Genomic DNA, 19,819 nt, shown 5'->3' on the forward strand with positions numbered 1-19,819 from the left:
TACGAACTTGGCAGGCAGAACGCACACTGACGCCAGAATGGAGACTGACATGAAATTTTGGATGTATACCGCCCTGCGGTTCGTGTTATTTGGGGTCGGTTTTTTTGTCACCGTATTCCTGACCGACAACGTGTTTTACGCACTGGCGGTGGGCCTGGTGGTCGGGTTTGCTCTGACGTACCTGTTTACCCCAAAACTGCGCCAGGACGCCTCCCAAGATCTGATGCGCGCCCTGGATTCGCGCAAACGCAATAAGACCGCCGTGGACGACGCCGACGCCGAAGACGCCTACACCCAGGGCCGGTTTGCCGATGCCCAAGACCTACAGCGCAATGCCGAGGGTGAACAAAACGGCGTAGAGGATGCCAAATAATCCGGTCATTTTCAGCACCGGAATCAGCTCACCGCGTTCTTTTGCCTCCAGCATGATCAGCGACGGGCGCAGCGACACGACCAGCAGGATCAGCATCAGCCACATCCACGGGTACTCGCGCACGAAAAACAGTGGCGCGGCCACGGCGATTGCCAGCATGACCGGATACGACCAGCGGGCTTTTGTATCACCCAGGCGCACGGCCAGCGTTCGTTTGCCGGCCTGCCGGTCGGTGGGGATATCACGAACGTTATTGGCCATCAGCAGGGCGGTGGAGACCAACCCGGTGCCGACCGCCCCCGCCCAGGCCAGACCGGACAGCTGCCCGGCTTGAGTATAGGTGGTCCCCAGGACGGCGACCAGCCCGAAGAAAATGAACACGAAAATTTCGCCCAGCCCCACATAACCGTAGGGATTCTTACCGCCCGTGTAGTACCAGGCGGCCACGATCGCGGCCACTCCAACTAGGATCAGCCACCAGGCATCGGCCCAGATGGTCAGTGCCAACCCGGCCACGGCGGCGATCCCGTAGAACGTAAAGGCCATATTGCGCACCGTGGCAGGTGCTGAAGCCCCGGACCCGGTGATGCGAAACGGGCCGACACGGTCGTCGTCGGTACCCCGAATCCCATCTGAATAATCATTGGAGTAGTTGACCCCGATCTGCAAGGCCAGGGCCACGATCAGCGCCAGCAGCGCCTTGCCAAGGTGGAAGGAGCCAAGCTGCGCTGCGGCGGCGGAACCGACCACGACCGGCGCGATGGCCATGGGCAGAGTACGTAAGCGGGCGGCTGCCACCCACTGGGAAAAAGAAGCCAATGCTATTCCTTTGTTAACCATGTCGTCAGAGTGATGCGGTCCGGTTTGCCGTTTTCTAGCATCGGCAACGCGTCGAGTCGCAACCACGTTTTTGGTACCGCCGGTGCACCCATTGCGCTGCGCACGGCATCGGCCAGGATCTCTTCGGAAGTATCCCCGGTGACGACGGCGGACACCCGGTGACCCCATTCTGCATCCGGAATCCCGGTGACGAACGCTTCGGGCACCCAGCGCTGCAGTACCTGTTGTATCTTAGCCGCTGACACCTTCACCCCGCCGGTATTGATGACATCATCTAACCGGCCGTGCACTGCAACGACGCCGTTTGTGACGGTCCCGTAGTCATCGGTCAGATACGCGCCGTCGACAAAATGCGCGGCGGTGAGTTCGGGGTTGGCAAAGTATCCGGCGGCGACCATCGGACCGGTAATACGCAACCGGTCAACCCCGTTGTGGGCGACCGTATCGACTGTAACGCCGGGAAGCGGGACGCCGTCATATACGCACCCGCCGCAGGTTTCCGACATCCCATAGGTTCTATGCAGGTGCAGGCCGTAGCGTTTTGCGGCCTCAGTAATGCGTTCGGGAATCGCCGCGCCGCCGACAAGAATTGCCGAATACGACTGGAGTGCAGCGATTGCGGCGTCGTCGTCCAATAAGCGCAGCATTTGGGTTGGCACCATGGAGACGGCGGTGAACTCGTGGTCCAGCTGATTGGTGCCGGCGACAAATTCTGCCGGGCTAAAACCCGGGTCGATTGTGACCGGTACCGTGCCGGCCTGTACCGAGCGGGACACTACGGCCAGCCCCGCAACGTATTGGGTGCCAACCGCTAATAGCCACTGGCCTTGACCGCCGATGCGTTGGGCGGTCGCCTCAGCTGAAGCCGCCAGGCCGGAGGCGGTCAACAGCGTTTGTTTGGGTGTTCCGGTGGACCCGGAAGTCCGCACAACGGCGATGGCATCCGGGTGGCCGCGGGTTGGATCGGTGATGTCTCGACGTTCGATGACGCCGTGAGCAGTCGTCTCGAACGGGATCCCGTGTTGCAGAGCGTGATATACGTCCATTAGAAGTAGTACGGGAAATTCGACCAATCTGGATCGCGTTTTTCTAAGAACGCGTCGCGTCCTTCAACCGCCTCGTCGGTCATGTAACCCATGCGGGTGGCTTCACCGGCGAAAACTTGCTGACCGGCCATACCGTCGTCGGCCAGGTTGAATGCGAATTTCAGCATGCGGATTGCCTGCGGTGACTGGGCGTTAATATCGGCCGCGTATTCTAGTGCCACGTTTTCCAGGTCTTGGTGGTTGACCGACTCGTTGATCGCATTCATCGCCAACATGTCGTCGGCAGAGTATTCGCGGGCGGTGAAGAAAATTTCGCGGGCGCGCTTCTGTCCGACGTGACGGGCCAACAGCGCTGAACCGTAGCCGGCGTCGAAAGAGCCCACGGTCGCATCGGTTTGTTTGAATTTGCCGTGTTGCTTGGAGGCCAGGGTCAAATCGGAGACGACGTGCAGCGAGTGTCCACCACCGGCCGCCCAGCCATTGACCACAGCAATGATCACTTTGGGGCTGGTGCGCATCAGGCGCTGCACTTCCAAAATGTGCAGGCGGCCCGCGCGTGCAGGATCCACGGATTCGGCGGTCTCACCCTCGGCATAGCGGTAGCCGTCACGGCCACGGATTCGCTGATCGCCGCCAGAACAGAACGAATGGCCGCCGTCCTTGGCAGACGGGCCGTTGCCGGTGAGTAACACCGTGCCGACGTCGGAGGTCATCCGCGCGTGATCAATGGCTCGGTACAGTTCATCGACCGTGCCCGGACGAAATGCGTTGCGCACCTCCGGGCGGTCGAAGGCAATACGCACGGTGCCCAGATCGCGCACCCAATGACCATCGGTGTCACGCTCAACGTGGCGGTGATACGTAATGTCTTGGAAGTCGAAGCCTTGGACTTCACGCCATAGGTTCGGCTCAAAGATATCGGAAACTTTTTCGGGGACAGGGTAGTTACTCACATCGCCTAGTCTATACCTATGGTCTCTTCTACAATTCAGTATCTTCATCCAGCTGATTGGTCCGGGGCCCGCAACGCGTGGCAAGTCAGACCACACTTATGGCGCATGGGCCGATCCGAGTGGGTCGACACTATCGGGTGGCAGCAAATGCTCGACGAAGGCGTTGCAACCGTGATCGACGTGCGCACCCCGCCCGAGATCAAGCGCCGCGAACTCGACCCCGAGGCAACTGTGCCCCGGGAGATCCAGCGCATTCACCTGCCGGTGGAAGACGTGGACCATGAACCCTTCTGGCAGCGTAACGCACCCTACCCAATGCACCCGGGAGCCTATGCGGACACGATGGAAACCTTCGGCGATAGGGTCGCCACAGCGATTACAACCGTGCGCGACTCCTGGACTGATGGAGGAACCGTCCTACACTGCACCGCCGGACGCGACCGCACCGGTTTAGTACTGGGATTGCTGCTACAACTGCCGGATATTCCCGGGGGACCAGCAGACTGGGCCGAACATGAGCGGGTGTATGCCTCCGGTGCTTATGGCATCAACGAACACCACCGCACAAGCCCGGTGCCACACCCTTACGAGTCCTATTTACCTCCTGCCGATTTCGAGAAAGAACTTGCTGATCGCCTGAGCAGCTATCGGCGCTTTCTGAGGCAATGGCCGGGTGACCGCGTAGCGGAACTACTCGATCGACACGGTCTTTAGTGCTCCCAACATACTGTGAACGGAGCTGATCTGAGGCTCATGGGGTGCTGGTTTGTGGATAACACCAAATTATCCACAAGCTGGCATTCCGTCGCTTGTCGTGTTCGACCCCATCGCTATGGTTGTGGGCATGACGACGACGCCTCCTGTTGAAACGAATCCTGTCACCGCTCTGGGTGACTGGATGGCGTCGCGCCCTGTGGCATCAACAGAGCAGGAACATATCGAAAGAATTCAGCAGTATCAGCGGCTTCGAGGTCAAGCCGACGCCGCTATGGCAGTTGAAGTTGCTGAATTTGAGCGTAAACGCATCGCTGCTGAGAAAGAACAACAGATTCCCAAAGCGGATCGCGGCAAAGGCCTAGCCGGAGAAGTTGCGCTAGCTCGGAGTGAATCCCCTGCCAAAGGCAAATTATTCTTAGACCTTTCCCGGACCCTGGCCCAGGACCTGCCACATACCAAAGCGGCCCTGGTCGCGGGCAAGATTCGACAAGAACACGCCCAAAGTATTGCCAAAGCTACCGAAGTATTGTCTCCAAAACATCGCCGCAAAGTTGATTCGGCTTTGAAAGATCGGCTCGGCGTCGCCAGTCCCAAGGATCTCGGCAAACACGCTCGAGCCTATGCACAAACACTCGACCATACCGCAGCAGTTACCCGACATCGCAAAGCCAACGACGCCCGCCGCGTCACGTGCCAACCTGCCGGCGATGGCATGGCACTGTTAACTGCGTACGGACCTGCACCGGTCATTCAGAACATGATGAACGCTGTGGAATCGAAAGCAAAAAGCATCGTGAATTCCGGGAAATCTCAGGACGCGAAAGGCAAGAAGCGAACCCGCGATCAAATCATGTTTGATTTGCTCGCGCAATGGTGCACTGGCAATCCAAATCCCATGGCAGCAGCTAAAGTCGATCTCGTGGTTATGATGACCCCACAAACCCTGTTGGGACAATCTGACACGGCTGCCTGGTTAGCCGGACACGGCCCAATTCCTGCAGACGTCGCTCGCGAATGGTTGGCTCACGACGATTTGCATGTGTTATTGCGTCGACTGTTTACCGATCCCACCGCAACACAGGTGGTGGCTATGGAGTCTCGTGGCCGAGGCTTCGCAGCCGGATTGCGCAAAATCTTGTTCATACGAGACAACAGTTGTCGCAATCCTTTCTGTGAAGCCCCTATGAAAGAGGGTGACCATATGGACGGTCATGCCAGGGGTGGTGAAACAACATTCAAGAATGGCTCTGGACTGTGTAGTTACTGCAACCAGCTCAAAGAAAATCGGGGTTGGGAACATACCGGAGACGATCAGATGCTGAACGTAATAACACCGACAGGCCACCGTTACACCAACCCTGCGGGACCTCTGCTACCAGGCCATGAGTTCGAAACCGATCCTGCGAAGCCACCCGAACACCAAGAACTACCTTCACAAACAGTTCCGCCTCCAAATCCGAGTCCAAAACGGATATCGCACCCAAAGAAGCAGCCCGAAACATATCGTCTTCAGCGGCACCGGATTGCCATTACTCAATACTTACGATGCTGAGCCAAAGTGTTCATCGTCTGAGCCAAAGAGGGAATAAAACGCAGTGGCGTGGCCAAGGTGTTCCTTGACCACGCCACCAACTGGGAGTTTGCGTTAGATGATTTCAGACTTCAACAGGTCATCGAGTGACTGTGGGCTGAGCAAATACGGCGGTACTTCTAACACGGTAAAGGCACCGGACTGACCCTGTGCTTTTAGCCGTGCTGCAGCACGACCAAAAGCAACCATGGCCGCGGCTGTGAAGTTCGGGTTCGACTCTAAATCTAAGCTGAACTCAACGCTGGCATTGTGCCCTTGAAGGTTCCCCGTCGTAATGACGTGACCACCGTGTGGGGCACCTTGATGATCACGCTCAAATTCCTCTTCGGAGATGAAGTGAACAGTGGTGTCATACGGTTCGAAGTATGCTGGCATGCTGACGATTTCCTCGCGGATGCGATCGTGGTCCGCTGCATCGGCAACAATGTAGACGATTCGGTCGTGAGCTTGGGTCTTGGACAGTCCTTGACCATTGCCTGCGCGTGCTTGATCGATCGCATCCTGCGCCGGGATTGTGTATTGGACTCCGCGTTTGACCCCTTGGACCTGACGTACCGCATCGGAGTGACCTTGGGAAAGGCCTTTGCCCCAGAACGTGTTTTGCACAGGCTCAGGGAACAGGCTTAGCCCTAGGACTCGGTTCATTGAGAACAGGCCGGGGTCCCAACCGGTGGACACCACAGCAACGTTGTCATTGGCTTGAGCAACCTTATGCATGGCAGCACGATGCTCGGCAACTTTTGAGTGGTTGTCATAAGTGTCAACGGTGGTGAAGTGCTCTGCGAAACCAGTTGCCTGATCCGGGATGTCAGTTGCGGATCCGACACACAAAAACATCACGTCAATGTCGTCTTTGTATTTGGCAGCATCCTCGACCGGATAGACATCGGCGTCGGTATCTAGGGTTTCGCGACGTGAGAAGATTCCGAACAGCTCAAAGTCATCTAGCGAGTTGATTAGGTACTCGACGCCTTGGCCGAGATTTCCGTAGCCTACGATTCCAGCTTTAATGGTCATGAATTCTCCTGGTTGAAGACGCGTTGTTGGGCATTGAGAGCGGTAAGGAGGAAGGCGAAGTCCCAAGCACGGTCTTCCCAGGCTCGGTATCGGCCTGATGCTCCACCATGACCGCCTTCCATCTCAGTTTTTAGCACGATCGGGGAGCCACCTTCGGCAAGCGAAGTATCCTGATCGCTGGTACCTTTGGCGCGGAGTTTTTGCACCCACTTGGCCGGCTCAACGTAGAGCACTCGGGTGTCGTGCAATGACGTGACCGCCGCGATGGCCGGGTATTTCGTTGGCTCCACGTTATGGTACGGGGTGTAGTTGAGCATGTATTCGAAGACTGCTTTATCTTCGATTGGGTTGCCCCATTCTTCCCATTCCAGCGCGGTCAGTGGGAGGTCCGGGTTCAAAATGGAGGTGAGTGCATCAACAAACGGCACCTGGGCCACACAGACGCGGTACAGTTCGGGGGCCATATTTAACACAGCACCCATCAACAGTCCACCTGCGGAGCCACCCATCGCACCAATCTTGTCCGGATGCACCCACCCGGATGCTGCAACGAATCGAGTGGCATCAATAAAGTCGGTAAACGAGTTCTTCTTGGCCAGTTTCTTCCCATTTTCGTACCAGGCGCGACCCAGTTCACCACCGCCGCGCACATGCGCGACGACGTATATGACGCCTCGATCCAACAGCGACAGCCGTGAAGGACCAAAACCGGGATCCATCGAGACCTCATAGGACCCGTAGCCGTAGATCAGCGCGGGATTATCGCCATTCCATTCAACATCCTTGTGACGAATAACGGTCAATGGGATAGCAACATTGCGGTCCGTAGATTCGGCCGGTGCCCACCAGCGCTCGACCAAATACTGTGAGGGATCATATCCGGGGACCTCAGTCTGGCGGCGCAGTTTTGAGGAATTCGTAGCGGGATCGTAATCCAGCACCTGCGAGGGCGTAATCCAGGAGGTATACCCCAACCGAATATACGGCGAATCGATGTGCTGGCCAATCGGTGCCGCTGAATACAGTTCCTCGACAAAGGCGGGTTCTACGACGTCGACCTGGTCTTGCGTACCAATGCCGTCAAGCGGCAGTACCCACATGCGCGGCGTGGTTTCGGATCGCACGGCGGCAAACAGGTAGTCGCGAGTGACACCCACGCCGTCGAGTTTTACGGTCTGGGAGTGTTCAAACACGGTGCGCCAAGCCGAACGATCCGCCACGTTGTCGGCGTCGACAATGGACACCTGATTGTTGGGCAGGTGCGTGCCATCGGTGGCACGGTTGTGTGTGATGAGATACTGATCGCCAACCGGCACCACATCGTGCAGCGAGCGTTGTTCGCGACTGATCACCAGTTCCAGCGGCGCGGCAATCTGGGTCAGATCCAAAATGTGGGTTTCGGTGACCTCTGAGTTGCCCAGTTCTAACAGCAGCTTGGTCTTATCGGGGCTCAGCCCAAAGCCGCCCCACATTTGCGGGTCGTCTTCCTGATAGACAAGCGCGTCGGCGGAGACGTCTGTACCCAGGCGGTGGGAGCGCAGCCGGTATGGGCGCCAGGCGTCGTCGGGCTCCATATAGAACAAGCGCGTGCCGGAAGGGTCAAAGGCGATCCCGTAGGCTAGCCCCGAGATTTCATCGGGCAGTTGTTCGCCGTCGCGTAGGTCTCTGACACGCAGGGTGAAGCGTTCGTTGCCGGTTTCATCGACCAGGTAGGCCAGCAGGTTGCCGTCGGGGGAGACGGTCATGCCGCCTAGCGAGAAGAATGCAACCTTTTGGGCTTCAACGTTGCCATCCAGGATGACTTGTTCACCCTCCAATGCCACGCCGCGTTGAATTTGGGGTGGTTCCCACGAGTCATTTTCGACCGGCACGCGGCAATGCACCGCGTACTGGGCGCCTTCTTCGGTGCGAGTGAAGTACCACCAGTCATCAATGCGCGAGGGCACTGACATGTCGGTTTCTACGGTGTGGGCTTTGATTTCACCAAAGATCGCCTCGCGCAGCTGTTGCTGATCGGCGGTGACAGCTTCAGTATAGGCGTTCTCGGCTTCTAGGTGTGCAATGACCGCTGGGTCTTCGGGCTCTTTGAGCCAGTCCCATTCATCGACCAGGTCGACGCCGTGATAGCGGGCGGTGACCGGTTTTCTTTGAGCTTTTGGAGGGGTAGAAGTCATGGTCTCCACTATAGGGACTTAGAGTCCCAGCATGTTTTGGAATACGCCCATTCCGAAATAGAACACAAACGCGATGGCCACAACCCATAGCAACGGGTGCACTTCGCGGCCGCGTCCCTGACCGGTACGAATCACGGCGTAGGCAATGATGCCGGCGCCGATGCCGTTGACGATCGAGTAGGTAAATGGCATCAGGGCAAACGTAATGAACGCTGGGATGGCAGCGCCGACGTCGTTCCAGTCGATCTGGCGGACCTGTGAGACCATCATGAACCCCACAATGACCAGGGCCGGGGCCACGGCTTCGAAGGGCACCAGATAGATCAGCGGGGTGAGAAACATGGCGGCCAGGAACAGCACGCCGGTAATAAGTGAGGCGAATCCAGTGCGCGCACCTTCGCCAATGCCGGTGCCGGACTCCACGAAAATTTGTGTCGATGACGCCGAGCCTGCACCGCCGGCGGTCACGCCAATCGCATCTACTAACAGCACACGGTCAAGATTAGGGATATTGCCGACGTCGTCCACGTTGCCGGCCTCGCGGGCCAAGCCGACCGAGGTGCCCATCGCATCAAAGAACACGGATAGCAGGATGGCGAAAACTAATAGTGCGGCCGCAATGGAGCCGATGGAACTAAATGCGCCCAGTGACACATTGCCTAACAGGCTGAGATCGGGTGCGTTCCAGCCAGGCATGGCTGGGGCCACCAGGCTCCAGCCTTCGGGATTGACATTGCCGGCGTCGTCAACCGATGGCCCGATGTGGAAAACGCCTTCCAAAATATTGGCCAGAATGGTGGAGACGACAATGCCGATGAGAATCGCGCCGCGTACTTGACGCACGACCAGGATGGCGGTTAGCGCCAGGCCAATGACGAACACGAGGATGGGCCAGCCGGACAGTTCGCCGCCGATGCCCAGTCCCAGTGGAACGGTGGTACCGGCCTCATCGGGGAGGCGACGCACAAAGCCGGCGTTGACCAGGCCGATGAGCGTGATGAAAAAGCCAATGCCGACGACGATGCCGGTCTTGATCGCATCGGGTACGGCACGAAAAACTGCGGTTCGGAAGCCGGTGAGCACCAGCAGGACCATAACGAGTCCGGCAACAACGACCAGACCCATGACTTCAGGCCAGGTTAGATCCGGGGTGGTGGCAATCGTGATGGCTAATAGCGCATTGACTCCCAGCCCGGCGGCCAGACCAAAGGGGTGGTTGGCCCACAGGCCCATCAGCAAGGTGATGACGGCGGCGATCAGGGCCGTGGCTGCGGCAACAGCGGAGATTCCCAGGGTTTGTCCGGAACCGTCCGCACCGGACAGGACCAACGGATTGAGCACAATGATGTAGCTCATGGCCAGGAAAGTTGCCAGGCCACCACGAATCTCGGTGCCCAGCGTTGAACCGCGTTGGGAAATTTTGAAGAATTTGTCGAGTTTATTTTTGGGTTCGACGTCCTGGTGATTCACTGTGCGCAACGTTGACATGGAAATATCCTAGAACGTTTTTCTACCTCGAGGTTAACGCGGAGCCTCACGGTGGTCGCCAGCGGCCTGTCGGCCGGCTTCCCAGCGGAAGAAACTGGTCAACAGGGCACAGACCAACGACGCCGCACCGACGATCAGCATCGCACCGAAGGTGAACCAGCGCAGCGACGGGGTGACCTGTTCAAAATGGGTTGGCAGATCGCCCAGCCCGCCGGTCAATAATAATATTGCCACGGCGCCACCGATACCGATGACGGCCAACAGCCACAGCAGGATTTCGCTCAGGGAAGCGTGTTTGGCGCGTGAGCGCGCGGAAATGACATTGTAGTCGGCAGAAACCCGGTAGATAATGAACCCACCGATCAGCGTCCATAACCCAACGACTAGGTAGGCGGCCACAATATCTGCGGGCCGATGCCAGCCGTCCAAAAAGGTAGCCACGCCAACGGTTGCCGAGAAAATCATGCCGACTAACCCCACCGTAGAGCGCCAGCGCGGGGCGACCAATAAGAACACCGCAGCAAATGTGGCGGTGGCAAAAGTCACATGTCCAGACGGCAGGGAATTACCCGTGTAGTACGGTACCCCATTGGCCAGTTCGGGGCGATCCAAAAGAATTTTGAGTACTTGGGTGGTGAAATTTGCTGCCGCGAAAGTCAGGGCAACGATCAGCGAGGCGGCCCAGCGGCGTCGCCACAACGTGAGAACCAAGAATCCGACAGCAGCAATTGCTGCCACGACGATCGGCAGGTCAGCCAACAGGCCCACGGAAGCGGCGTGCAGTGACTGCAACCGAACCTCGGCCGAAGACAACGCGGCGTGATCCACGAGTTGTCCCTGGGAAGACAGCACAAATATCCGATAGGTTGCCGCCAGTCCGGCGATCATGACGGCAGCCAGTAGCACCCAGGCCCAGATTCGGGAACCGGGCGCGCGAACGAGCCGGCGGGCCGGCCGGGACGCCGGCAAATTATCCTCCGGCAGGTGATGAACAGAGTCGGTATACATCATTGAGCCTAGACTTACTACATGGTCGACAACTCACACATCCTACCGCTAAATGCTGATGTTGCTCTGGACGAACTGGCCGCAAACGCCGTCGCGATCGGGCTGCCCATGAACACCACATTCCGTAATACCACCTTGCGGGAAGTCATGCTGATCAAAGGGCCCATCGGCTGGGCTGAGTTTTCCCCGTTTCCTGAATACGGGCCGCAAGAATCGGCCCGGTGGTTGTCTGCCACCATCGAGGCCGGGTGGCACGGTTGGCCTGAACCGCTGCGAAACGCCGTGCCAGTCAACGCCACAGTACCGGCGGTGCCTGTCGACGACGTTGCGGCAGTGTTGGCCAGATTTGGGCCGGTCCCAGCGGTGAAAGTCAAAGTCGCAGAAGATGACTTGGCCACCGATATAGCCCGGGTCCAACGCGTCCACGAACTATTGCCCGACGCCGATATTCGCATCGACGCCAACACGGGCTACACGCATGAACAAGCCGTTGAAGTGATCACTGCGTTGCCGTTTCTGCGCTACGCCGAACAGCCGGTGCCGGGCATAGAACCGCTGGCTCGCCTGCGTGCTGCCTTGCGAGCCGCGGGCAGCAGTGTACTGATTGCTGCCGATGAAGCTGTGCGCAAAGAAACCGACCCGTTGGCCGTCGCCCAAGCCGAGGCCGCGGATCTGATTGTTGTCAAAGTACAGCCACTTGGCGGAGTGCGCCGGGCGCTATCCATCGTCGAACAGGCTGGGCTGGATGCCGTGGTGTCTTCTGCGCTGGACTCATCGGTGGGCATTGCCGCCGGGGTCGCACTGGCCGCCGCACTGCCACATCTCGAACACGCCTGCGGCTTAGCCACCGCCGCACTATTTGCCACCGAACCGGCAACCCCCGCACTGCCAACCAACGGAGCGCTTACACCCGGACCGGCCCCGGTGCCCGACCCAGAAGTGCTCGAGCAGCTCAAACTGCCCGCCGACCGGCAACGCTGGTGGCATAAGCGACTGGCAACGGCGCACGGAGTGCTGATGCAAAACGCGTAAGATGGGGCGCATGGATTCCATGGATACCGCACGAGCCATCGTCACCGCACTGCGTGATTCCGGGGTGCAACACGTTGTCATCGGGCCCGGTTCTCGCTCGGCGCCACTGGTATATGCACTGGCTGAGGCCGCTGATCCCGAAACCCTGCGGCTGCACGTGCGTATCGACGAACGCTCCGCAGCATTTACCGCCATGGGCATTGCCCTGGCCTCTGGGCACCCTGCGGCCGTAGTGACGACGTCGGGCACTGCCGCAGGCAACCTGTTACCCGCCATGATGGAAGCCTCCCACGCTGATATCCGCCTGGTCGCCGTCACCGCGGACCGCCCAACGGAAGTCCAATTTACCGGGGCGAACCAAACCACCGACCAACGCAATATCTTCGGTGTGCACGCTCGCACCTCAATCACCGTCACCGGGGATACCGCCGACTACGCAAAGACCCACGCCTCGGTGGTCGGCGCATTGGCCGTTGGGGCTGGAACCGCCAGCTCACCGACCGGCCCGGTGCATATTAACGTGCGTTTCCGCGAACCCCTCATTCCGCAACCGGATGCGCTCGCCGTCGTCCCCGAAGCAGAGACCGGCGTGCTCCCTGTACTCCAACCTGGACACGGGCAGCCGCGCTTTACCGTTGATAAGCGTTGGCGGGAGCGCGGGCAGTCCTATCAGGACCAGTTAGTGGAAGCCTCGAATCTGCGAGAACGCCATACTGTCGTGGTGGCAGGACACGGCGCCGGCCCGGTCGCCCACGATTTCGCGCTGGCACTCGGGCTGCCCCTGTTTGCTGAACCCTCATCTAACGCGCGGTTTTCCCGCAACGCCATTGCCGCCTATCCGTATTTACTAGGACCCGACGGCGGGCTCGGCGAACAGGCACATCGACTCGGCAAACACATTCGTCGGATCGTGCTATTTGGTCGACCCACCCTGTCGCGTCAACTGCAAGCATTACTCAAGCGCGACGACATTAAATCTGCGCTCTATCATCCCCGCCCCGTCGGGTGGTTTTCCCCGGGCGCTCGTAAGGAGCAGCTCGTCACTGAGCTGCAAGAGCTTGCCGAATTTGCTGGCAGCGGCCCTCCGGGATGGTTGGGTTCCTGGCAGTCTGCCGCTCAACGAGCCCAACGAGCCCTGGAACAAGCCCTGACACAGCGACAATACGTTGTTGGTAAACCAGGTGCCATGCGCACCGCTCAACTGGTCTCAGCGACCGCCATTGGTCAACTTGTCCTGGGCTCATCATCAGTGATTCGCGACGTCGATCTGGCCTGGCGTCCACCTTCGGAAGCGACATCTACGGTCTTTGCTCACCGCGGGCTTGCCGGCATTGATGGCACGATCTCCACGGCAACCGGTGTCAGCTTGGCGACCGACGAACGCACCACCCTGATGGTCGGTGATTTGACGTTTCTCTATGACACCAATGGGCTGCTGCTTGGTCCCACGGAACAAGAACCCAACCTCGACATTGTGGTCATCAACGATTCCGGTGGCGCCATTTTCCATGGGCTGGAACACGGCGAAGTGGCCACCCGTCCCGGCATGTCCACGGTGGTCGAACGGTTCTTTGGCACGCCCCACACCGTCAATATCGGTGCCATATGCGCAGCGCACGGTATAAAACACGAACGCCTCACCTCGGAACAACAGCTCATCCACGTGCTGGGTGATCCAACCGACGGTCGTCGCGTGCTGGAAGTAGTATCGGACCGCAGCCAACGACCCGAAGTACACGCAGCCGTTCAAGCAGCCGTTCGCGCAACGTTTGTTTAAAAAACGCCTCGATGACGTTGCACCTGCGCTACCCCAAACCAGACGACGAGAACGTGGTACGAGCGCTGCACGAACAGTTGTTGGCGCACGATGGTTTTGAATTTCTGCTGGCCCAGGGATCCTGGGATGAAATCCTACAAACCATCGAACACGAAGCACGCGGCGTGAATTTGCCGGCAGGACGGGTCCCTGCCGACTTCTTTCTGGTCGAGGTGGAGGGCGAAATGGTCGGTCGTGTGTCCATCAGGCACCGGCTCAATGAGTACCTGTTCAACTTCGGCGGACACATTGGTTATGCCGTCGCTCCCGAATATCGAGGACGGGGATACGCGCAGCTTATTCTGCGGCGTGCTCTTGACCATCTCTCCACGCTTGGTGTCGACCAGGCGCTGATCACCTGTCAGAACGAAAACCTCCTTTCCGCCAGAGTCATAGAAAAGTGCGGGGGAGTACTCGAAGATGTCAGGCGCGACGGTGATACCGCCTTTCGTCGGTATTGGATCTTTACCAGTTAGTGTTCACCGACGATGACCCGTTCCCAATGGACTTTGTGATGTAACAGCTGCCGGTACCAGTCGGGTCGCTTTTCGGGCAAGATTCAGGTTTGATCAGTATGCTGCTCCATGCCAGTCGGTAGATTTCCCGGACAGAATGGAGTACCCGTGACGGATTCAGCATCAAGGTCCCCGAAGAACACCCTGCTGGTGGGCTGTGGCCAACTTGGCACTGAACTGGGCCAACGCTTGGCCGCGGACGGCGTCCAGGTGTACGGTCTGCGGCGCAACGCAACGGATCTGCCGTCACCCTTGAAACCGGTTTCGGTGGACCTGAGCCAACCGGTAACAACGTCGCTGCCGGACGTCGACTCAATGGTGATCACTCTGACCCCGAGTATGCCAGCGGTAGACAATGAACCCGGCTACCTGATGGCGCTGAAACATCTTGCACAAGCGCTCCCGAAAACTCCGGCTCGCGTGGTGTTCGTGTCTTCTACACGGGTATTTGATGGCAACCCAGCGTCATATCCGATCACCGAAGACGACGCCCCGGTCCCGGCATCACAACGTGCCCAACTCCTCGTGGCCGCCGAAGACCTGGCTCGTGAACTCTTTGACGCAACCATCGTGCGTCCGGCCGGTATTTATGGCCCCGGCCGCGAGATGCTCATCCGGAAAGTTCGCGCCGGTGAACCAGTCAACCGGAAACGACGCACCAACCGCATCCACCAGACGGACCTCGCCCGCGTGCTGGAGCTGATGCTCACCATGCCCCAGCCGCCAGCGGTGCTGCACGCAGTGGACCAGACCCCGGGTGTCCCGCTGGGCGACGTCGTTGATTATATTGCCCAGCGCTTACAGCTGGAACCACCGCAGGGCAGTGTCGACGGCGTCGTCGGCGGAAAAATACTTGATGCCCGGTTGCTGCATACCCTGTTGGGTCCGTTATATTACCCAACCTTCAAACAAGGATATGACCAAGTCATCGCCGCCGCGCAGGGATGAGGTCCAGGCGTGGGCACGGGGCGTCCAGGATCAGGGTATATGCTTGGCCTGGTCCAAAAACCTGACACCAAAGAATCTCAAGAATCCCATATGTCTCGTCTTTTTCGTCTTGTCGCAACGCTAACCGCAGCCTGCCTGCTAGTGGTCGGCTGCTCGTCGCAATCCCCGTCGGCCTCATCCGAAACGCAAACCCCGCCCGCCCAGCCCAGCCCGGAGGCAGAACCCACCCCGAGTGAGGAACCACCTGAACTGATTGGTGGCGGGACCGAAATTTTCCCGGACCGGCGCTTCATCGCGCTCTACGGGCACCCGGAATACCCTGAGCTTGGCTCCTTAGGGGAACAGGGCCCGCAGGCCTCCGTGGAACGGGTTATCGAATTGGCTGAAATGTATGAGGCCCACGCCGATGAAGACATCATCCCGGCCTTTGAAATCATCGCGACCATGGCCTCGGCATCGCCTGGTGCGGACGGCAATTATTCGGCCGTGGCGGATAGCGAAGCGCTGGAAGCCTATGTGGACGCCGCAGAAGAACATGACGTTTATGTGGTATTGGACCTCCAGCCCGGCCACGCCGATTTTCTGAGTCAGGCCAAACTCTTTGAAGACTTGCTAACTCGCCCCAACGTGGGACTGGCCCTAGACCCGGAGTGGCGTCTGGCGCCCGGCCAGCGGCACATGGAACAAATCGGTTCGGTCAGTGCCGCAGAGATTAACGAAACCACGCAGTGGTTAGCCGAGCTGACGGCCGAACACGACCTGCCTCAGAAACTGGTCATCCTGCATCAGTTCCGACTGTCGATGATCCGCGGGCGCGAGCAAGTCGACACCGACCATCCAGAACTGGCCATGGTGCTGCACGCCGACGGCCACGGCACCGCCGAACAAAAAATGGACACCTGGCGGGCCCTCAAAGAAGACCTTCCCGACAACATGTACATGGCCTGGAAAAACTTCTTCCGCCAGGACAAGCCCATGTTTGCACCTCGCGACACCTTCGAGATTGAGCCCAAACCCTGGTTTGTGTCCTACCAATAACCACCGGGTCTAACCACCGGTTCGTCGGCTTAGAGGTTGTGGGCGTCGGTGAGCGTGGCCACGATGTGTTCAGCGATGGCCAATGACGACGTTGCTCCGGGGGAGGGCGCATTACGCAAAAACGTTGCCCGTCTTAGGTGCTCAATGACGAAATCGTCCACGAGGTGGCCGTGAGCATCCATCGCCTGGGCTCGAATCCCGCGCGGAATGAGTTTGGACGACGCTGCAGCCAGTTTGGGCACATAGGCGGTGGCCCCGGAGACAAAGCGCTTGCGCGAGACCACCCCGGCAAATTCCCGCAGCGCGGTCCGAATATTTCGCCCGGCAAATTTCCAAAAGCTTTGGCTGCGGACAACGTCAAGCGTATCGGCGGCATCGATGCGCCAGCCGGTGTAATTCTCGCGACCACACGATAAAAATGCATTGGGCCCGACGAGCATCTCCCCGTCAACCCGTTTGGTCAGGTGCACGCCCAAGAACGGGTACGCCGGATCGGGGACTGGATAGACCAGCCCGCGCAGAATCTGCCGATACGCCGGCTCCAGTTGTGAGTATTGACCGAAAAACGGCACAATCTTTGGATAGGTCGCCCCGCCAGCAAGCTGTGCGATGCGATCCGACTGCAGCCCGGCACACGAAACCAGGTAATCGAATTCTTCGGTGCACGGGCCGGCGTCGTTCGGGTGCGTGGTTGTCACGGTAGAACCGTGGTCCGACAGCGAAATGTCGATCACATGGGTATTGAGGCGCACCTGACCGCCTGCGGTGCGCACCTCGTCGGCTAAAGCACGGGTGACGGCGGCGAAGTCGGTGATTGCGGTGTGCGGTGAATGCAGCGCCAGCGTGCCCACTGCATTGGGTTCAAGCTGTCGGATCCGCTCGGGCCCGATGAGTTCGACATCGGGCACACCATTTGCCATCGCGCGCTGATAAATGGTGCGCAGACGGTCATGCTCGTCCGGATGGAGTGCGACGACGAGTTTTCCGCAAGCCTCATACGGCAGATTTCTCGATCGTGCATAATCGGAAAGTAATGCCACCCCTCGGCGACACAACCGAGCCTTGAGACTGCCCGGCTCATAATACAACCCAGCATGCACGACGCCGGAATTATGCCCGGTCTGGTGGGCGGCCACCTTCGGGGCTTTATCAAAAACCGTGACCGAGGCATCAGGGAATTGGTGGAGGAGTTCCCGTGCTACGGCCAGACCAATAATGCCGGCGCCAATGACACCAAAGGTGCGGGCCCTGTCCTGTGCCATGAGTGATTCCTCGGTGATCTCGGGAGCTTTGTGCGTTCGCGTGGTCTGACGAGCGCGATGGTCAATCTCGTTGCGCTTCAGTCTATCTGTGTTCCATGCACCGAGTGTGCTACTGGATTATTGAACTAATACAGCGGGACGATTGAAGGGTGACATGAATTTTGATTCTGCACAGCCGATATGGCAGCAACTCGTCGCCGAATTTACACGCCGAGTCATTATTGGTGAATGGAAGCCAGGTATGAAGATCCCGTCAACACGAGAACTGGCGCTTGCTTACAAGGTAAACCCCAACACCGTTCAACGAGCACTGGCTGAACTAGATCGCAATGGGACAACCCGCAGCGAACGCACCTCGGGGCGGTATGTGACCGGTGACCACACATCGCTAGATGCGTTACGGGACCAATCAGCACAAGACATAGTCGATGAGGTTATTGCACGTCTCAAGGGGATTGGTGTTTCACAGAGCCACGCCATTCAGCTGCTTAATGAACATTGGAGCACAGATGATTAACATCCAGCATCTAACGAAAAGATATGGCCAAGTTACAGCGATAGATGATCTGACATTGCAACTTCAGGGCAACAAAATCGTTGGCCTCCTGGGAGAGAACGGCTGAGGCAAAACGACATTGTTGCGAATCCTTGCCGGTCTGAATCAACCGACAACTGGACTGGTAACGATTGCTGGACATGAACCTGGTCAAGACACGAAGAGCATCGTCAGCTATTTGCCAGATACTCCGAATCTGCCAGTCCGGGCCGAAGTGGGCTATATGATCCGGTATTTTGCTGATTTCTTTAATGATTTTAACCAAGCAACCTGCGAGAACCTGCTCACGCAATTTGGGATTTTGCCCACGGCTCGACTCAACGAAATGAGTAAAGGCCAACGCGAGAAGGTGCACGTGGCATTGACAATGTCACGTGAGGCTCGAGTCTATTTGCTGGATGAGCCCATCAGTGGGGTCGACCCGGCGGCTCGAGACTCAACTTTGCAAGCGATTCTGGCAGCAATGCATCCCGAGGCGCTCATGATCATTACAACGCATCTTGTGGCTGATATTGAATCAATTCTTGACGAGGCCTTCTTCATGAGGCATGGCAGGATCGTCGCGTCTGGTGAGGTCGAGGAACTGCGGTCGAACAGTCAGCTGTCACTCAATGACTACTTCAAGGAGGTTTATGCATCATGATCGCTACTATTCTTCGACACGAGCGCATCCGAACGCAGCGTCCCTTACTGATCATTGCCAGTATCGCAGTAGTGCTCATCGCCCTAGCAGACCTGTTAGCAGTGTTCTTTGGAGTTATTGAGCTGGTATTTGCAACGCTGCTGACGCTGGCACTACTACCCGTCATACAGTTCTTTTTGGTCATTGATTTCTACCGCAGTTGCTATGGCAAAGGCGCGATGCTCACCCATTCGCTACCCGTGGCGGGACGTAAAATTTTCTGGACAAAAAGTCTCTTTGCGTTGGTGCTATCACTACTGACCGCGATGCTGGTCCTGATCATATTATTGGTGCAAGCGCGATTGGCGCTGAGTCTGGCCGATATTGGTTTGGCAGAGGCCGTGGGCGATACGCAGTTGCTATTCCATCATGTACAAGGGTTGTGGCCGGTTCTCATTGGTAGTGTGGCCTGGATAGTGCTCATGCCACTTGCTGCGATGTGTGCCAGTGTTGTTATCGGCAGTGGAGGATGGGCGCGTCGTTTGAGTATTGCTGGGCCGATCATCGTGTTCATGAGTTATTACCTGCTCATGCAAATACTTGGTGTTGTGTCAATCTTTGTGCCACCGGTATTTGATATCCCCGCAGGACAAGTGCGCTTTGAAAGTTTTTGGAGCATCATGGCGGTCAACGACACGAATCCCGTCTTGCCATTGAGTATCTTTATACTCCACATTGTGGTGATCGTGGCAATGTTGCTTTGGGCAAGCAGAGAAATGCACACCAAAGTGGAATTGCGTTAATGCCTTAATTGCGATGGATC

The 19,819-nt window shown here is 58.0% G+C and carries 19 protein-coding genes; 11 read left to right on the top strand and 8 right to left on the bottom strand.

Annotation, left to right across the window (positions count from 1 at the left end; all coding sequences use genetic code 11):
* Positions 1 to 49 precede the first annotated feature (49 nt).
* Positions 50 to 373, top strand: coding sequence for a DUF4229 domain-containing protein (locus A6F49_RS12215; protein ID WP_043058845.1), 324 nt, complete (start codon positions 50 to 52; stop codon positions 371 to 373).
* On the opposite strand, the gene A6F49_RS12220 is transcribed toward A6F49_RS12215, so the two are convergent.
* From A6F49_RS12220 to A6F49_RS12230, 3 genes are read right to left on the bottom strand one after another with little or no spacing between them, the layout of a single operon-like run.
* Positions 323 to 1,192, bottom strand: a complete 870-nt coding sequence (locus A6F49_RS12220; protein ID WP_043058844.1) for a 1,4-dihydroxy-2-naphthoate polyprenyltransferase — start codon at positions 1,190 to 1,192, stop codon at positions 323 to 325. The genes A6F49_RS12215 and A6F49_RS12220 overlap by 51 nt on opposite strands.
* Before the next feature lie 2 nt (positions 1,193 to 1,194).
* Positions 1,195 to 2,259, bottom strand: a complete 1,065-nt coding sequence (locus A6F49_RS12225; RefSeq protein WP_043058843.1) for an AMP-binding protein — start codon at positions 2,257 to 2,259, stop codon at positions 1,195 to 1,197.
* On the bottom strand, positions 2,259 to 3,212 hold the full coding sequence (locus A6F49_RS12230; protein WP_043058842.1) for a 1,4-dihydroxy-2-naphthoyl-CoA synthase: 954 nt from the start codon (positions 3,210 to 3,212) through the stop codon (positions 2,259 to 2,261). The genes A6F49_RS12225 and A6F49_RS12230 overlap by 1 nt, the downstream gene beginning before the upstream one ends.
* A gap of 18 nt (positions 3,213 to 3,230) precedes the next feature.
* On the opposite strand from A6F49_RS12230, the gene A6F49_RS12235 reads away from it, so the two are divergent.
* Together A6F49_RS12235 and A6F49_RS12240 are read left to right on the top strand one after the other, a co-directional pair.
* The gene (locus A6F49_RS12235; protein WP_043058841.1) at positions 3,231 to 3,926 is read left to right on the top strand and encodes a tyrosine-protein phosphatase; all 696 of its coding nucleotides are present in this window, start codon (positions 3,231 to 3,233) and stop codon (positions 3,924 to 3,926) included.
* Between the two features lie 130 nt (positions 3,927 to 4,056).
* On the top strand, positions 4,057 to 5,481 hold the full coding sequence (locus tag A6F49_RS12240; protein WP_161485817.1) for an HNH endonuclease: 1,425 nt from the start codon (positions 4,057 to 4,059) through the stop codon (positions 5,479 to 5,481).
* Between the two features lie 93 nt (positions 5,482 to 5,574).
* Here A6F49_RS12240 and A6F49_RS12245 read toward each other — a convergent pair whose 3' ends face one another.
* From A6F49_RS12245 to A6F49_RS12260, 4 genes are read right to left on the bottom strand one after another with little or no spacing between them, the layout of a single operon-like run.
* The gene (locus tag A6F49_RS12245) at positions 5,575 to 6,537 is read right to left on the bottom strand and encodes a diaminopimelate dehydrogenase (protein WP_043058840.1); all 963 of its coding nucleotides are present in this window, start codon (positions 6,535 to 6,537) and stop codon (positions 5,575 to 5,577) included.
* Entirely contained in the window at positions 6,534 to 8,711 is a 2,178-nt protein-coding gene (locus A6F49_RS12250; RefSeq protein ID WP_043058839.1) for a S9 family peptidase, read from the bottom strand. The genes A6F49_RS12245 and A6F49_RS12250 overlap by 4 nt, the downstream gene beginning before the upstream one ends.
* Before the next feature lie 18 nt (positions 8,712 to 8,729).
* Positions 8,730 to 10,199 carry an NCS2 family permease gene (locus A6F49_RS12255; RefSeq protein ID WP_043058838.1) on the bottom strand — a complete coding sequence of 490 codons (1,470 nt, stop codon included), beginning with the start codon at positions 10,197 to 10,199 and terminating at the stop codon, positions 8,730 to 8,732.
* A 33-nt stretch (positions 10,200 to 10,232) separates the two neighbouring features.
* Positions 10,233 to 11,210 (bottom strand): phosphatase PAP2 family protein, encoded by a 978-nt coding sequence (locus tag A6F49_RS12260; protein WP_082911772.1) that lies wholly within the window; start codon positions 11,208 to 11,210, stop codon positions 10,233 to 10,235.
* An 18-nt stretch (positions 11,211 to 11,228) separates the two neighbouring features.
* On the opposite strand from A6F49_RS12260, the gene A6F49_RS12265 reads away from it, so the two are divergent.
* The 5 genes from A6F49_RS12265 to A6F49_RS12285 all read left to right on the top strand — a co-directional run bounded on the left by A6F49_RS12265 (position 11,229) and on the right by A6F49_RS12285 (position 16,556).
* On the top strand, positions 11,229 to 12,239 hold the full coding sequence (locus tag A6F49_RS12265; protein WP_043058837.1) for an o-succinylbenzoate synthase: 1,011 nt from the start codon (positions 11,229 to 11,231) through the stop codon (positions 12,237 to 12,239).
* Between the two features lie 10 nt (positions 12,240 to 12,249).
* Positions 12,250 to 14,016, top strand: coding sequence for a 2-succinyl-5-enolpyruvyl-6-hydroxy-3-cyclohexene-1-carboxylic-acid synthase (menD, locus tag A6F49_RS12270; RefSeq protein WP_235604985.1), 1,767 nt, complete (start codon positions 12,250 to 12,252; stop codon positions 14,014 to 14,016).
* An 11-nt stretch (positions 14,017 to 14,027) separates the two neighbouring features.
* The gene (locus tag A6F49_RS12275; RefSeq protein ID WP_043058835.1) at positions 14,028 to 14,531 is read left to right on the top strand and encodes a GNAT family N-acetyltransferase; all 504 of its coding nucleotides are present in this window, start codon (positions 14,028 to 14,030) and stop codon (positions 14,529 to 14,531) included.
* A gap of 147 nt (positions 14,532 to 14,678) precedes the next feature.
* Positions 14,679 to 15,518, top strand: coding sequence for an SDR family oxidoreductase (locus A6F49_RS12280; protein ID WP_043058834.1), 840 nt, complete (start codon positions 14,679 to 14,681; stop codon positions 15,516 to 15,518).
* Between the two features lie 90 nt (positions 15,519 to 15,608).
* A complete protein-coding gene (locus tag A6F49_RS12285) occupies positions 15,609 to 16,556 on the top strand; it encodes a hypothetical protein (protein WP_043058973.1) in 948 nt (315 codons plus the stop codon).
* 29 nt (positions 16,557 to 16,585) lie between these two features.
* Here A6F49_RS12285 and lhgO read toward each other — a convergent pair whose 3' ends face one another.
* Positions 16,586 to 17,818 (bottom strand): L-2-hydroxyglutarate oxidase, encoded by a 1,233-nt coding sequence (lhgO, locus tag A6F49_RS12290; RefSeq protein ID WP_043058833.1) that lies wholly within the window; start codon positions 17,816 to 17,818, stop codon positions 16,586 to 16,588.
* A gap of 154 nt (positions 17,819 to 17,972) precedes the next feature.
* On the opposite strand from lhgO, the gene A6F49_RS12295 reads away from it, so the two are divergent.
* From A6F49_RS12295 to A6F49_RS12305, 3 genes are all read left to right on the top strand, one after another.
* On the top strand, positions 17,973 to 18,335 hold the full coding sequence (locus A6F49_RS12295; protein ID WP_043058832.1) for a GntR family transcriptional regulator: 363 nt from the start codon (positions 17,973 to 17,975) through the stop codon (positions 18,333 to 18,335).
* Between the two features lie 118 nt (positions 18,336 to 18,453).
* On the top strand, positions 18,454 to 19,017 hold the full coding sequence (locus tag A6F49_RS12300) for an ATP-binding cassette domain-containing protein (RefSeq protein WP_235604986.1): 564 nt from the start codon (positions 18,454 to 18,456) through the stop codon (positions 19,015 to 19,017).
* A complete protein-coding gene (locus A6F49_RS12305; RefSeq protein ID WP_043058831.1) occupies positions 19,014 to 19,799 on the top strand; it encodes a hypothetical protein in 786 nt (261 codons plus the stop codon). The genes A6F49_RS12300 and A6F49_RS12305 overlap by 4 nt, the downstream gene beginning before the upstream one ends.
* Positions 19,800 to 19,819 lie beyond the last annotated feature (20 nt).

The organism is Enteractinococcus helveticum (genome assembly GCF_001657475.1).
GTDB lineage: Bacteria > Actinomycetota > Actinomycetes > Actinomycetales > Micrococcaceae > Yaniella > Yaniella helvetica.